The sequence below is a fragment of the Ensifer sp. ENS08 genome (assembly GCF_014852195.1).
In the GTDB taxonomy this organism is placed as follows: Bacteria; Pseudomonadota; Alphaproteobacteria; order Rhizobiales; family Rhizobiaceae; genus Ensifer; species Ensifer adhaerens.
This window is the reverse complement of sequence record NZ_JACVBF010000007.1, coordinates 262,121-275,500: the sequence shown is the minus strand read 5'-3', so window position 1 is coordinate 275,500 and position 13,380 is coordinate 262,121. Positions and strand designations below refer to the sequence as shown.

The 13,380-nt window shown below is 63.9% G+C and carries 14 protein-coding genes; 7 read left to right on the top strand and 7 right to left on the bottom strand.

From position 1 onward, the window contains the following. On the top strand, positions 1-657 hold the full coding sequence (locus IB272_RS18355; RefSeq protein ID WP_034804057.1) for an HD domain-containing protein: 657 nt from the start codon (positions 1-3) through the stop codon (positions 655-657). Between the two features lie 180 nt (positions 658-837). Beyond that, positions 838-1,689 carry an MOSC domain-containing protein gene (locus tag IB272_RS18350; RefSeq protein ID WP_060522107.1) on the top strand — a complete coding sequence of 284 codons (852 nt, stop codon included), beginning with the start codon at positions 838-840 and terminating at the stop codon, positions 1,687-1,689. 46 nt (positions 1,690-1,735) lie between these two features. Here IB272_RS18350 and IB272_RS18345 read toward each other — a convergent pair whose 3' ends face one another. Continuing rightward, a complete protein-coding gene (locus IB272_RS18345) occupies positions 1,736-2,668 on the bottom strand; it encodes a phytanoyl-CoA dioxygenase family protein (protein ID WP_060522108.1) in 933 nt (310 codons plus the stop codon). Between the two features lie 127 nt (positions 2,669-2,795). On the opposite strand from IB272_RS18345, the gene IB272_RS18340 reads away from it, so the two are divergent. From IB272_RS18340 to nadC, 5 genes are all read left to right on the top strand, one after another. Then, positions 2,796-3,662 (top strand): AraC family transcriptional regulator, encoded by an 867-nt coding sequence (locus IB272_RS18340; RefSeq protein ID WP_192444602.1) that lies wholly within the window; start codon positions 2,796-2,798, stop codon positions 3,660-3,662. A gap of 98 nt (positions 3,663-3,760) precedes the next feature. Further along, positions 3,761-4,999, top strand: a complete 1,239-nt coding sequence (locus IB272_RS18335) for an MFS transporter (RefSeq protein WP_060580946.1) — start codon at positions 3,761-3,763, stop codon at positions 4,997-4,999. A gap of 173 nt (positions 5,000-5,172) precedes the next feature. Next, complete coding sequence (nadA, locus tag IB272_RS18330) at positions 5,173-6,252, top strand: quinolinate synthase NadA (RefSeq protein ID WP_034804309.1); 1,080 nt, start codon at positions 5,173-5,175, stop codon at positions 6,250-6,252. Between the two features lie 55 nt (positions 6,253-6,307). Further along, entirely contained in the window at positions 6,308-7,906 is a 1,599-nt protein-coding gene (locus IB272_RS18325) for an L-aspartate oxidase (RefSeq protein WP_060580945.1), read from the top strand. Positions 7,907-7,955: 49 nt separating this feature from the next. Next, positions 7,956-8,864, top strand: coding sequence for a carboxylating nicotinate-nucleotide diphosphorylase (nadC, locus tag IB272_RS18320; RefSeq protein WP_060580944.1), 909 nt, complete (start codon positions 7,956-7,958; stop codon positions 8,862-8,864). A 188-nt stretch (positions 8,865-9,052) separates the two neighbouring features. Here the strand turns inward: nadC and IB272_RS18315 are convergent, their stop codons facing one another. The 6 genes from IB272_RS18315 to IB272_RS18290 form a co-directional block, all read right to left on the bottom strand. Next, complete coding sequence (locus IB272_RS18315; protein WP_034804037.1) at positions 9,053-9,367, bottom strand: hypothetical protein; 315 nt, start codon at positions 9,365-9,367, stop codon at positions 9,053-9,055. 86 nt (positions 9,368-9,453) lie between these two features. Further along, positions 9,454-10,476, bottom strand: a complete 1,023-nt coding sequence (locus IB272_RS18310) for a hypothetical protein (RefSeq protein ID WP_060580943.1) — start codon at positions 10,474-10,476, stop codon at positions 9,454-9,456. Next, positions 10,424-10,963 carry a tyrosine phosphatase family protein gene (locus tag IB272_RS18305; RefSeq protein ID WP_034804033.1) on the bottom strand — a complete coding sequence of 180 codons (540 nt, stop codon included), beginning with the start codon at positions 10,961-10,963 and terminating at the stop codon, positions 10,424-10,426. The genes IB272_RS18310 and IB272_RS18305 overlap by 53 nt, the downstream gene beginning before the upstream one ends. Position 10,964: 1 nt before the next feature. Beyond that, positions 10,965-11,573 (bottom strand): HD family hydrolase, encoded by a 609-nt coding sequence (locus tag IB272_RS18300; RefSeq protein ID WP_034804032.1) that lies wholly within the window; start codon positions 11,571-11,573, stop codon positions 10,965-10,967. After that, the gene (locus IB272_RS18295) at positions 11,570-12,418 is read right to left on the bottom strand and encodes a folate-binding protein YgfZ (protein WP_060580942.1); all 849 of its coding nucleotides are present in this window, start codon (positions 12,416-12,418) and stop codon (positions 11,570-11,572) included. Before IB272_RS18295 ends, IB272_RS18300 begins: the two co-directional genes overlap by 4 nt. Before the next feature lie 156 nt (positions 12,419-12,574). Continuing rightward, on the bottom strand, positions 12,575-13,369 hold the full coding sequence (locus IB272_RS18290; RefSeq protein ID WP_034804030.1) for a hypothetical protein: 795 nt from the start codon (positions 13,367-13,369) through the stop codon (positions 12,575-12,577). Between the last annotated feature and the right edge of the window lie 11 nt (positions 13,370-13,380).

Here is a 13,380-nt window from a genome sequence, read left to right as displayed (position 1 = left end):
ATGACAGAGATTTCGAAACTCGCGGCCGCCTTCGCGCCGCATGAGGAACTTGCGGCGGCGTTGCTGCCGCATGCCTTCGCCGCCGATGACGGCTCGCACGATGCCGCGCATCTGATCCGTGTCTGGAAGAATGCCGCCCGCATCCAGGCGGAGGAGGGCAGTGAGGCGCGTTTGCTCGCCGCCGCGGTGCTGCTGCATGACTGCGTCTCGGTCGAGAAGAACTCGCCCCTGCGCACGCAGGCATCACGACTGGCGGCCGAAAAGGCGACGGGCATTCTGAAAGATCTCGGTTGGGGCACGGATGAGATTGCCGCGGTGGCGCACGCCATCCTGACGCACAGCTTCTCGGCGAACATCCCGCCGGAAACCCTGGAGGCGAAGATCCTTCAGGATGCCGATCGGCTGGATGCGATCGGCATGGTCGGCGCTGCCCGCTGCTTCTACATCGCCGGGCGCATGGGCAGCGGCCTTTACGACCCGCTCGATCCGTTGGCTGAGGCGCGGGCGCTCGATGACAAGGCCTTCGCCATCGATCATTTCGAGACCAAGCTCTTCCGGCTCGCTGACGGGTTCAAGACCGAGGCCGGCCGCCGTCTGGCTCACGAGCGTGAGCAGCGGCTACGCGACGTGCTCGCCATGATGCTGGATGAAATCTAGTTGCCGGGAAGGGCGTGGGGCGCTTTTCTGCGAGCGATTGTGCCGCGCCGATTGCACCGGAACATTTCTCCGTTTCCATCAAACCGAGAAATGATCTAGGCCTTTCAACGGATTGCAGCCGCCCGGTGAATCGGATCGTCAGGCGCTTGAATCAGTTTTTGAAGATGGAAGGAACTGTCCATGAAGGTGACCGGCCTCAATATTCATCCGCTGAAGAGCGGTCGCGCGATTGCCCGCGAGACGGTCTCGGTCAATCTCGACGGCGTCGAGGGTGACCGGCGTTTCATGCTGATCCAGCCGGATGGGCGCTTTATCACCCAGCGCGAACTGCAGACATTGGCGCAGGTTGAGGCGAGCCACATCGATGGCGGCGTGCACCTGAGGATGGGTGAGCGGGAGATCTCCGTCCGCTTCGATCCGGACCGTCGTCTGAACGTCGTCGTTTGGGGCAGCGAGGTCGATGCCGCCGTGTCGGATGAAACGACGGACGAGGTTCTCTCTTCATGGTTCGGCCGCCCGGTCAGGCTCGCCCATATGGACGCCTCGGCCGAACGGCTCGTCGGCGCCGAATGGGCAGGAGCGGCCGCACCCGTCGGCTTTGCCGATGGCTTTCCGATCCTGATCACGACCACGGGTTCGCTTGCCGATCTCAACCGGACGCTCGCCGAAAAGGGCCAGGAACCGGTCGGCATGGAACGGTTCCGCACCAACATCCTCGTCGACTGCGATGAAGCCTGGGAGGAGGATTTCTGGGAGATCGTCGAGATCGGCGGCATCCGCTTCGATCTCGTCAAACCCTGCTCGCGCTGCATCATGACGACCCAGGACCAGATCACCGGCGAGCGCATCGGCGGCAATCCGATCCAGGGGTTGGCGGAGAAGCGCATGTCGGCCGACCGCCGCGTGACCGGCGTGCTCTTCGGCTGGAATGCGGTGCCGCGCAGCGAAGGCACCGTGAAGCTCGGCGATGAGGTCAAGATCATCGGCCGACGCGGCGAGCGCTGGCCGATGAAGGTGCGTGCTTCGGCTTAGTTCAGAAGCAATTCCGGACGGAAACGATCTCACGCGTTTCTCGGTATCAAGCCCAGGGCGTGATACCGAGAAGCTTGGCGCCCAGATCCGAAAGGCTGGCAGGGGAGGCGTTGTGCTTCTCCCATTCGCGCGGATCGCCGGGAAAGGCGTCGCGCTTCGGATGGTCGAGCTCACGCCACAGCCTGACCCGTTCCTCGCGCTCGGCGACATTGCCCCATTCTGCCGGATGCATCGAAATGTACTGCGCCATGCGCACGCGGCCATCGGAATGATTAGGTCGCACGCCGTGGGCCAGCAGGCTGTTGAAGATCATCAGGTCGCCGGCCTCCATCTCGATGTTGACGGTCGAAAGACCGGTCATGTCGGGGTGCATCGGGTCGCGGTCGGCGCTTTGAGTCTTCTCCCAGCTTTCGAAGTTTTCGAACAGTTCCGGCACGCATTGGAACCCGCCGACGTCGCCGTCCTGTTTCTTGAGGCTGAGCACGCCCTGTACGCCGATCGGCAGCGGCCGGATCGAGGTGTCGACGTCCCAATGGATGAAGCCGTTGGGATTGCCCTTGACCTTCTTCGGTGGGTTGAGGTTGGCGCGGTCGATCGTCACCCACAGGTCCTCGCGGTCCCAGATGTCGACGAAGGCGCCGTAGATGCGCGGCTCCTGGCGGTTGTCCCAGAGATACTGGTGATTGTAGATCTCCAGCATGCCGGTGTTGTTGAGTTCCTTCATCTTGTGCTCGCGTCGCTGCGGCGCATACCAGGTCGAAGGGTCGGCCGGATCCTTTTCGTCGAAGCGCCAGAGCAACTCGACGAGCCGTTCGACATTGGTCGCCGGTACCGCCTGACGGACGATGACGTAGCCCTTGGTGATCCAGTGCTGCCAGTCCGCTTCCGAAAGCACGCGCAGAGGCAGCCGCTTCCGGATGTCCTTCAGTTGAATATCGAGATGGGCCGCCGTCGGGTGACTGTCTCTGAGTGGCTGCATGGGGATCTCCTCGCCTGGCAGGTTTGATTGGTGATGGAGAAAACCTAGCCCTTTCAACGGTGCCGCTGTTGCACGCAGCCTGCCTACATTGATACTATTCTGGCTTCTGAGGAGCGAATGGTGCAACATGAAGGCTGTTTTGCAGAAGATCTCGAGGCCGACCAATGCCTCATCAATCTTGCTAGACCGCCGGCTCGACGATGCCATCCCGTTCCAATGGCACCATCATCCCGAGTTCGAACTGACGCTGACGCTCAACTCGCGCGGCCAGCGCTTCATCGGAGACCATATCGGTGCCTATGACGACGGCGACCTTGTGCTGGTCGGCTCCAACCTGCCGCACACCTGGCACTCCGCCGGTAAGATCGACGAGGCCGAGCCGCACGTGGCGCGGGTGCTCTGGTTCCATCCGGAATGGGTGGAGCGCCTGGAGGAGGGCTTCGTCGAACTCGCCGGCGTCAAGGCGATGTTCGAGCGTTCGGCTCCAGGGTTGCAGTTCACGCCGGAAGTGGCCACCCGCGTGCGGCCGCTGTTCGAAGGGTTGCGCCGGTTGGCGCCGGAGGAGCGCCTGCCGGACGTCCTGTCAATGCTGACGATCCTGGCGCGCGAGCAGGCGGTAACACCACTGTCGAGGCGGGTCGTCACGCCATCAGGCCGATCGGTCGACCGCGGCCGCCTCGACCGGGTGCTCGACCATATCCACCTGCATTACGCCGAAAACCCGTCGATGGACGAACTCGCGGATCTGGCCGCGCTCAGTCTTTCCGGCCTGCATCGCCTGTTCCTGCGCCACCTCAACATGCCGGTCTCGGAATATCTGATGCGCCTGCGGATCGGCGAGGCCTGCGCGTTGCTCAGTGGTTCGGCGCGTTCGATCGCTCATATCGCCGATGCCGTCGGCTATCGTTCGCTTGCCAACTTCAATCGCCAGTTCAAGGCGGCCAAGGGCATGACGCCGAGAGCGTTTCGCGACCGGTTCCGCAGCGCCGCTTGATCAAGGCATCAATTCCGGTGATTGCGGCGTCAATTTAATTGGCTTTTATCTGTTTTAGCAGCCGCCTAGGATCGCGCTCCATCAATCGGAGAGATTCCATGTCCACTGTTTCCGGAGCATCCGCGCCGTCCAGTGCCCGTCAGGAGATGCCCTGGCTGATCATTGCGGCCGGCTCGGTCGTCGCGATGCTCACCTTCGGCCCGCGCTCGGCGATGGGCTTCTTCCAGCTGCCGATGCTCGCCGATACGGGCTGGGACAGGACGACCTTCGGCCTTGCCATGGCATTGCAGAACCTCTGTTGGGGCCTGAGCCAGCCCTTCTTCGGCGCGATTGCGGACAAGTTCGGAACGTGGCGCGTGCTCGCCATGTCGGGCCTTCTCTACGCTGCTGGTCTCTTTATCATGGCCTTCGCCAACGCGCCGATCTGGCTGCACATCGGCGGCGGCGTGCTCGTCGGCATGGCGGTGGGCTCCGGCTCCTTCGGCATCCTGCTCTCCGCCTTTGCCCGCAACGTCACGCCGCATCAGCGGTCGCTCGCCTTCGGCATTTGCACGGCGGCGGGCTCGGCCGGCATGTTCCTGTTCGCGCCCCTGAGCCAGGGGCTGATCTCGGCCTATGGCTGGTCGGACAGCCTGGTCTATCTCGGCGTCCTCATGCTGGTGGTGCCGTTCTTCGCGATCCCACTGCGCGGCAACGCGTCCTCCGGCCGCCAGAGCGAGGCGCAATTCAAGCAGTCGATCGGCGAGGCGCTGAAGGAGGCACTTGGCCACAAGAGCTACCTGCTGCTGGTTTCCGGCTTCTTCGTTTGCGGCTACCAGGTTGCCTTCATCACCGCGCACTTCCCGGCTTACATCGGCGATATCGGCATCGACGCGCGCTATGCGGTGATCGCGCTGGCACTCATCGGCTTCTTCAACATCATCGGTTCTCTGTCGGCGGGCTTCATCGCCCAGCGCTACTCGAAACCCTATTTCCTGGCGCTGATCTATATCGCGCGCTCGGTGGCGGTGACGGCCTTCCTGCTGCTGCCGCAGACGCCGACCTCGGTCATCGTCTTTGCCATCGTTATGGGCCTGCTCTGGCTTTCGACCGTGCCGCCGACCAATGCGCTGGTCGCGATCATGTTCGGTACGCGCCACCTCGGCCTGCTCGGCGGCATCGTCTTCCTGTCGCACCAGGTCGGCTCGTTCCTGGGCGTGTGGATGGGCGGCTACCTCTACGACCACTTCGGTTCCTACGATCCGGTGTGGTGGCTCGGTGTAGCCCTCGGCGTCTTCGCCGCAATCGTCCACTGGCCGATCGAGGAGAAGGGCGTGGCACGGCCGGCGATGGCCTGATCGCGAACCAAAATCAGAAGCGCCGCGAAAAGCGGCGCTTCTATTCTTGAATTCTGTCACAAAACTTTCTAAATCAACCCATGCGGCTTTGCCGCTTTTGTTTTGGTTCAATTATGCTCAGATTGAGCATAATTGAAAGCCCGCCCAGGAAGAGGGGCGGAGAGGAGATGTCGATGACGCGCCTTGCACCCCGCACCGCGGCCGTGGCGAAACCGGTTTTTGTCAGCGCCGCTGAGCGCTTCGGCATCATCGAAAGGCCCGAGCTTGCCTTTACGCCGGCGATCGCGCGCGAAACCGAGCATCTCTACGAGAAGGTCAAGGATTTCATCCCGGCGATCGAGTGGCCGGTCTACGCGCCCTATGTGCACGCCATCAACCGGCTGAAGAAGGAGCGTAATGCGGTCATCCTCGCGCATAACTATCAGACGCCGGACATCTTCCACTGTGTCGCCGACATCGTCGGCGACTCGCTGCAGCTCGCGCGCGATGCTGCCAAAGTCGATGCGGAAATCATCATCCAGTGCGGCGTGCACTTCATGGCCGAAACGTCGAAGTTGCTGAGTCCGGAAAAGACCGTGCTGATCCCCGACGCCAAGGCAGGCTGCTCGCTGTCGGAATCGATCACCGGCGCCGATGTCCGCCTTCTGAAGCAGCGCTACCCCGGCGTTCCCGTCGTCACCTACGTCAACACGTCTGCCGACGTGAAAGCCGAGACCGACATCTGCTGCACCTCGTCGAACGTGCTCGATGTCGTCGAGAGCCTGGAATCCGACACGGTTCTCTGCATTCCCGACGAATACCTGGCGATGAACGTCGCGCGCCAGACCAACAAGAAGATCCTGACCTGGAAGGGCCACTGCGAGGTGCACGAGCGCTTCACCGCCGCCGAGTTGCTCGCCTACAAGGAAGCCAATCCGGGCATCGAGATCATCGGTCATCCGGAATGCCACCCGGACGTCATCGCCGTCTGCGACTTCGCCGGCTCGACCTCCGGCATGATCAACTACGTCAAGGACAATCGCCCGTCGAAGGTGCTGCTCGTCACCGAGTGCTCGATGGCGTCGAACATCCAGGCCGAGATCGAAGGCGTCGAGTTCGTCAAGCCGTGCAACCTCTGTCCGCACATGAAGCGCATCACGCTGCCGAAGATCCTCGACAGCCTGCTGACCATGACGGAGGAGGTTCTCGTCGATCCTGATATCGCCGATCGCGCCCGCCTCGCGGTCGAGCGCATGGTGAACCTCAAGCAGTAACAATTTCCGCCGGGTCATACCGGATGCAGGCATGCGCATTGGAGGAGAATGAATCATGCTGACCGACCATTTCCGCCCGCAATCCTTCAACGGGATTGACGATATCGTCATCGTCGGTGGCGGCCTGGCCGGCCTCTTCTGCGCGCTGAAACTGAGCCCGAGACCGGTGACGATCCTTGCCGCAGCCCCGATCGGCCACGGCGCCTCGTCGGCCTGGGCTCAAGGCGGCATCGCCGCAGCCATGAGCCCCGGCGACACCTTCGAGAAACATGTCGCTGACACGTTGGCCGCCGGTGCCGGCATCGTCGACGAGAAGATGACGCGCATGATGGTGGCCGAAGGCCCGGCGCGCATTCACGATCTGCTCGAATACGGCGTGCCCTTCGATCGCGATCTCGAAGGCAAGCTGCTGCTCTCGCGTGAGGCGGCCCATTCCGAGCGACGCATCGTCCGCGTCAAGGGCGACATGGCCGGCAAGGCGATCATGGAAGCGCTGATTGCCGCCGTCCGCCGGACGCCTTCGATCCGCGTGATCGAAGGCTATGTGGTCGAGGAACTTGTACGCGAAGGCCGGTTCATCTCCGGCGTCATCGCCCGGCCCGATGCCGGCCAGTCGAAGAAGCGTGTGGCTTTCCCGGCCCGTGCCGTCGTGCTCTGCTCCGGTGGAATCGGTCATCTCTATGCTGTCACGACCAACCCGTGGGAAGCGTGCGGGCAGGGGCTCGGCATGGCCGCCCGCGCCGGCGCGATCATCGCCGATCCGGAATTCGTGCAGTTCCACCCGACGGCGATCAACATCGGCAAGGATCCGGCGCCGCTCGCGACCGAGGCGTTGCGCGGTGATGGCGCCCAGCTTCTGAACGCCGCCGGCCATCGCTTCATGCTCGATATCCACCCGGACGGCGAGCTTGCGCCGCGCGACATCGTTTCGCGTGGTGTCTTTGCTGAGGTCCAGGCCGGCCGCGGCGCCTTCCTCGACTGCACCAAGGCTGTGGGCGAGCATTTCCCCGAGATGTTCCCGACGGTCTATGCCTCTTGCATGGCGGCCGGCATCGATCCGGTGACGCAAGCCATCCCGGTCGTGCCGGCGGTTCACTATCACATGGGCGGCGTGCTCACCGATGCTGAAGGTCGCACCTCGATCGACGGTCTCTGGGCTGCTGGAGAAGTGACCTCCACCGGCGTGCACGGCGCAAACCGGCTCGCCTCCAACTCGCTGCTCGAAGCCGTCGTCTTTGCGGCCCGCATCGCCGAAAACATCAAGGGCACGCTGCCGACGCCGCAGCTTACCGAATGGGGCGACAATGCCGGCGAGAATGACGATCCGGTGACGGTCGAGGACAGCCCGCAACTGAAGATCCTGCGCCATGTGATGAGCGATTGCGTCGGCGTGATCCGAACCCGCGAGAGCCTGGTAAAGGCGATCCGCGAGATCGCACAGCTCGAGCGCGACAACACCCGCATGCGCTTCACCAACATTATTACCACGGCCAAGCTGATCGCCGTCGGCGCGCTGCGGCGCGCGGAAAGCCGCGGCGGTCACTTCCGCGCCGATTGCCCACAGGAACAGCCGGAATGGCGCCGCCGCACCTATCTGACGCTCGCCGACGCCAACCGCCTGGCGAGCGAACTGGCGGAGACGGAAGCGGCGTGATTTCACGCGCGCCGCTTGCATGGACCGACACTCAAGGACGAAAAAGCAGATGACCGCAGCCCTCCGCCCCGAACTTCCCGCACTGATGATCGAGGACCAGGTGCGTGCCGCACTTAACGAGGATCTCGGCCGCGCCGGCGACATTACCACGCTCTCGACCATCGGGCCGGAGCTGACCGCAAAGGCCGGCATGAACGTGCGCGATGCGGGTGTCGTTGCCGGGCTGGAGCTTGCGCGTGCCGCCTTCCGTCTGGTCGATCCATCGATCCGCTTCGAGGCATTGGTGGCGGATGGTGACCGGGTCGCGCCGGGCACGGCGATCGCCCGGATCTCCGGTCGCGCCCGCGGGCTGCTGTCGGCCGAACGTGTTGGCCTGAACTTCCTGATGCACCTCTCGGGCATCGCCAGCTATACGGCGAAATTCGCCGACGAGATCGCCCACACGCGTGCGAAGGTCTGCTGCACCCGCAAGACCATTCCTGGGCTGCGGGCGCTGGAAAAATACGCGGTGCGTCTGGGCGGTGGCTCCAATCATCGCTACGGCCTCGACGATGCCGTGCTGATCAAGGACAACCACATTGCCGTATCCGGCGGCGTCGCCAGCGCCGTCCATGCGGCACGTGCCTATTGCGGCCATCTCGTCAAGATCGAGATCGAGGTCGATGGCCTCGATCAGATGCGCGAGGCGCTGACGGCCCAACCCGACGTCATCCTGCTCGACAACATGGGGCCGGACTTGCTCCGCGAGGCCGTTGCGGTCAACCGCGCGTTTTGGCAGCTCTCCGCCGACGCCTATGCGGTCGATGCCCGCCGGACGCGGTTGGAGGCTTCAGGCAACGTCAAGATCGATACGGTGCGGGCAATCGCCGAGAGCGGCGTCGATTACATCTCGACCTCGAAGATCACCATGGCCGCCCCGACGCTCGACATCGGCCTTGACGTGGTGATCGAAAGGTAAGCAACGCCAGGAAAAGTGCGAAGCGGTTTTCCGTCCGGGGTTGCGCCAAAAAGAGGCCAACTCCAGGAAAAGTGCGAAGCGGTTTTCCGTCCGGAGTTGCGCCCAAAAGAGGCCAACTCCAGGAAAAGTGCGAAGCGGTTTTCCGTCCGGAGTTGCGTCTTTTCAGAAGCTAACCGAGGTTTTGAACGTCAACGCTGCATGATGAACGGGCAGGAGAAACGTTCGCCGACGGTGATCTGCGTGCCGCAGTCGTAGCGGCAGGTCCGAAACTGCCCGTTCAGGTCCTGACTGTTGAGATTGCAGATGGTTGTCTGCGGCTGCATGCCGCCGCCCTGTTGGTTCTTGAAGTAGTCGGGCATCTTCGGCTTTTCGTCGGTTCCCGATTGGGGCGAGGTGCCGAGCAGCGACGTAAGCAGGGTCAGGACGAGCAGCATGGTTGTCACCTCGGTCGTAAACGCCGCATGGTTTGCGGGCAGCGAAAGTTCGGTCGCGTCCCACTGCATCGATTATAGCATCATCCCCGCACATGTAGGGCGTTCTGGTGGAGGTTTTTAGGTGCCGATCCGCCGTTTGGTGGGCGGTACTGCCCTCATCGCCCACCGACCTTGAGCCCCGGGGCGGGGCGCTCGTCGAGGATCTGGCGGCGGAAGCGGAAGAGGGCGGCCGGCCGGCCACCGGTGGAAGACAGCGTCATCCCCGTCGGCTCCACCAGTTCGGCCCCTTCGACCAGGCGGCGGAAGTTCTGCTTGTGCAGGTGGCGCCCGGAGATCGCTTCGACGGTTGCCTGCAGATCGGTCAGCGTGAACTCGGGCGGCATCAGTTCGAAGACGACCGGCCGGTATTTGATCTTGCCGCGCAGCCTCGCCATTGCCGTGGCGACGATGCGGCGATGGTCGTGGCGCATCGCCAGCCCGGCGGTCAGAACGTCGTTGCCATTACCGTGGCCGTCGATGGCCGCCTCGGGCACGAGCCCTGCCTCGTAAAGCAGCTCATAGCGCTCCAGCACGCGTTCCTCGTCCCAGGGAAAATCGCCGAGGCCGAAGGCCAGGCGAATGCGCGCCCGGCGCCCGGCAATCCGGGCGGCTCGGTCGTCACCGGACACACCTGTTTCCCAGCGGGCAAGTGCCGGCAGGAGCGCCTGGTCCAGCACCGCCGGGCGACCCTGCCGCCAGTCCTCCCAGGGCAGGTAGCCGTACCAGTCGCGCCAATGCGCGCCGGCTTCGGCCAGCCGTTCGGTGTTTTCGGCATCGGTTCTCGTCAGGGCCAGATAGCCGACCGAGACCATGTGCTTGCCTTCTTCGCCCGGCAGCCGCTGACGGCCGCGATCGCCGAAGGTGTAAAGCTGTTCGATATAGCCGAGCTTCAGCGCCGTACGCTTTTCGACGCGATCGCGCAGGCTCGTCTCAAAGGTCCGGTGGAGCGCCGGATCGAAGGGACCGAAGGGCAGGCTGTCACGCGCATCGCCGTCACTTTCGCTGACGGCGAGGATGCGCGGGCTGCGGTTGACGACGGCGACGATCGCCGCATTGAGGCCGATCTCGACCGTTGTCGGCTGCGTCTCAATCGGCAACGGCTGCTCCTTCGGAAGCAAGCGGCAGAAGGAACGGTGCATTGCCGTCTGCATCCGCGCCGCGACCGATCGCGCGAACGGCGGCGATCAGCCTTCCATTGCGCGCGAGCACGCCGTCGCCAATTTCGACGAGCCGGCTGTTGGGGGTCGCATAGGGCGAGGCGCGGCGCAGCCGCTGCACCAGCTCCGCGTCGTCCTGGTCCGGCTCGGCCGCGAGCGCGGCGATGAGGGCGGCTGCCGGCGAACGGGAGACGCCCATCCAGCAATGAACGAGGAGCGGCCGTGCACGGTCCCATTCGCGCGCAAAGGCTACGATCTGCCGGACATGGTCTTCCTGCGGCGCAATGAGGTCGCCGGTGCCGGCAAAGGTGATGTCGTTCATGCCGAGCGTCAGATGTCGCGCCTTGGCGATGACGCCGGGGCGATGGAAATCCTGGCCCTTGGCGACGAGGCTGATCATCTCGGTGCAGCCATGGCGGACGGCCATTTCGGCGATGCGGGAAAGCGGAGAAACGATAATGCCGGGCATGTCAGATTTCCGCGCGCGCGGGCACGCGCTGCGCTTCCAGCGTGAGGAACCGTTCGGTGAACAGGCGCTGCGCCTCGACCGCCGGCAAGGGATCGATCAGCAGCGTCTCGCGGGTGATGCCGCGCGGCTGGCCGAAGAACTTGCGCGCCTCTTCGACGGAGAAGCCGGCAAGCACCGTTGCTTCGAAATAGGCCGCGACATGATCGGCCTTCTTGATGCGGTCCTTCAATTCCTTGGAGCAATGCGGCGGCAGGCCGAAACGAAGGTGGATGGCGCTTTCCAGCCGCTTCTCGACCGATTTGTAGCCGCCGCCGACCACCGCCTTGAACGGCGAGATCATGTCGCCGATCACATATTCCGGCGCGTCGTGCAAAAGCGCCAGCAGGCAATCGTCGGTGCTGCACTTGTTGCTGCGGCGAAAAATATCTTCGACCATCAGGCTGTGCTGGGCGACGGAGAAGGCATGATCGCCGGCGGTCTGGCCGTTCCACCGGGCAACACGGGCGAGGCCATGGGCGATGTCGCCGATCTCGACATCGAGCGGCGAGGGATCGAGCAGGTCCAGCCTTCGGCCGGAAAGCATGCGCTGCCAGGCGCGGGCCGCCGTCACGCGCTTGCCTCGTCCGTGCTGGTCGGGAAGGTGAGGCCGGTCCATTCGGGCAGAACCATTGTCACCGGCACGTCGCCGGCGAGCAGCGGGATCCCATTCGCCATGGCTTCGCCGGCCTTGTCGATGCGCACGATCGCGAGGGCCGACTTGCCCTGCACCGTGCCCAGCGCGCCGATCGCCTTGTCGTTCGCCGTAATCGTCGTTCCCGTCGGGGGAAGGGCGGCGTCCGCCGAAACGATCACGACCCGGCGGCGCGGCGTGCTGCGGTGCTGCATGCGCGACACCACTTCCTGACCGACGTAGCAGCCCTTCTTGAAGGAGAGGCCGCCGTTTTTGTCCAGGAGCACGTCATGGGGGAACGCGTCCTGCACCGCATAATCGGCACCGGCATTTGCAATGCCCGCTGCGATCCGCAGCCGTTCGAGGTCTTCTGCGCCGGCCGTGTCGCCCGCCGGCTCGCCATAGGCGCGGAAGACCGGGATGCCGGCCTTCTCGAAGCGATGGTCCCGGTAGGCACCCTCAGCTGCAGCTTCGTCGAACATCACGGTAACAGCCTGGGAAGCATCGATCGAAAGCTCTACCGCCGAGCGAAGCTTGTACATCGTCAGGCGCTTCAGCAGCGCTTCGGCCTGGTCGCATGCCGTTTCCAGCCGCAGGCCGTCGCCATCGCGGGAGATCAGGAACTCGAACAGGATCTTGCCCTGTGGCGTCAGAAGCGCGCCAGGACGCGCCTCGTCGGGCGCAAGCGCGTCGAGGTCGGTGGTGATCAGTCCCTGAAGAAGATCTTCGGCGTCCTTGCCGGAAATGGAGACGATCGCACGATCGTCGAGGCGAACTCTGGGCATCGTTCGAATCCTGTTCGACGGGAGGGGAGGCTCCCGCGCTAACCTAGCAAACGATCACCTGGTTAGCCGCGGCCGACTCAGGCCCCGGTCTCACCGGCGATCTCTTGGCGAAGAGGTAGGATGTTCGGCTGTCATCGGCAAGCAGGTCGCCGGCGCTCAGTCGCCGGCGATGAAGAATTTCCACTTGCCGTCCGGCATGATGCCGACGCGATAGAAGTTGTAACTGCCGAATTCTTCCATGTCGGCAAAATCGCCGGCGGTGACCAGGCGGAACAGGTCGACCTTTTCCGGTGCCGTCAGCGTCGAAAGCTTCTTTTCCGCAAAATAAGGCCAGACATAGGCCTCCTGCGGCGTGCCCTTGTCTACCAGCACGAAGCCGGTCGACAGCACGTCGAGCAGGATCGCGAGAATTTCGACGCCTTCCTGGTCGCCCGAAAGGCTCTTCAGGATCGACACCGGGTCTTCGTCGCCGGTGACGCCGGTGACCTGGGTCTGGTTCGGGCCCTTGCCGAGCAATGGGCGCAACCGCTCGATGTCGCCGGAAGCCGCCGCCTCGACGATCAGCTCGCGCATGCGGGCGACCGGCGCCGGAATCTTGGAAACGTCGGTCAGGACTTCGACAGGCCCGGTCGGCTCCGGCTCTTCAGCTTCGGGAGCATCTTCCTTGGTGGCTGTCGCCGACTTGTTGATCAGCGGGTCGGGCATCGGGATTTCGAGCGGAAGCGTCTCTTCCTCATCCGGCTCTTCGGCAACGGGTTCGGCGGCAGGCGGCGTCGCCTTCTGGTCGCCGGCGGCAGGCTGTTGCTCGGCCGGAACGGGTTGCGGCGCGCCCTGCAATTCGCTGAGAGCGAAGGCGGGGGAAACCGCTGCCGGGGTGGTCAAGGCGACACCGGCCAACAGCAGTGTGGCGAGGCGAACCGGAAGGGTCCGGTTTGCAAGATTCCGATGCATCGGGCAGTCCT

Excerpts from the sequence above, each read along its gene's own strand:
- IB272_RS18355 (WP_034804057.1), top strand. The coding sequence starts at position 1 with ATGACAGAGATTTCGAAACTCGCGGCCGCCTTCGCGCCGCATGAGGAA.
- IB272_RS18350 (WP_060522107.1), top strand. The coding sequence starts at position 838 with ATGAAGGTGACCGGCCTCAATATTCATCCGCTGAAGAGCGGTCGCGCG.
- IB272_RS18345 (WP_060522108.1), bottom strand. The coding sequence starts at position 2,668 with ATGCAGCCACTCAGAGACAGTCACCCGACGGCGGCCCATCTCGATATT.
- IB272_RS18340 (WP_192444602.1), top strand. The coding sequence starts at position 2,796 with ATGAAGGCTGTTTTGCAGAAGATCTCGAGGCCGACCAATGCCTCATCA.
- IB272_RS18335 (WP_060580946.1), top strand. The coding sequence starts at position 3,761 with ATGTCCACTGTTTCCGGAGCATCCGCGCCGTCCAGTGCCCGTCAGGAG.
- nadA (WP_034804309.1), top strand. The coding sequence starts at position 5,173 with ATGACGCGCCTTGCACCCCGCACCGCGGCCGTGGCGAAACCGGTTTTT.
- IB272_RS18325 (WP_060580945.1), top strand. The coding sequence starts at position 6,308 with ATGCTGACCGACCATTTCCGCCCGCAATCCTTCAACGGGATTGACGAT.
- nadC (WP_060580944.1), top strand. The coding sequence starts at position 7,956 with ATGACCGCAGCCCTCCGCCCCGAACTTCCCGCACTGATGATCGAGGAC.
- IB272_RS18315 (WP_034804037.1), bottom strand. The coding sequence starts at position 9,367 with ATGCAGTGGGACGCGACCGAACTTTCGCTGCCCGCAAACCATGCGGCG.
- IB272_RS18310 (WP_060580943.1), bottom strand. The coding sequence starts at position 10,476 with ATGCACCGTTCCTTCTGCCGCTTGCTTCCGAAGGAGCAGCCGTTGCCG.
- IB272_RS18305 (WP_034804033.1), bottom strand. The coding sequence starts at position 10,963 with ATGCCCGGCATTATCGTTTCTCCGCTTTCCCGCATCGCCGAAATGGCC.
- IB272_RS18295 (WP_060580942.1), bottom strand. The coding sequence starts at position 12,418 with ATGCCCAGAGTTCGCCTCGACGATCGTGCGATCGTCTCCATTTCCGGC.
- IB272_RS18290 (WP_034804030.1), bottom strand. The coding sequence starts at position 13,369 with ATGCATCGGAATCTTGCAAACCGGACCCTTCCGGTTCGCCTCGCCACA.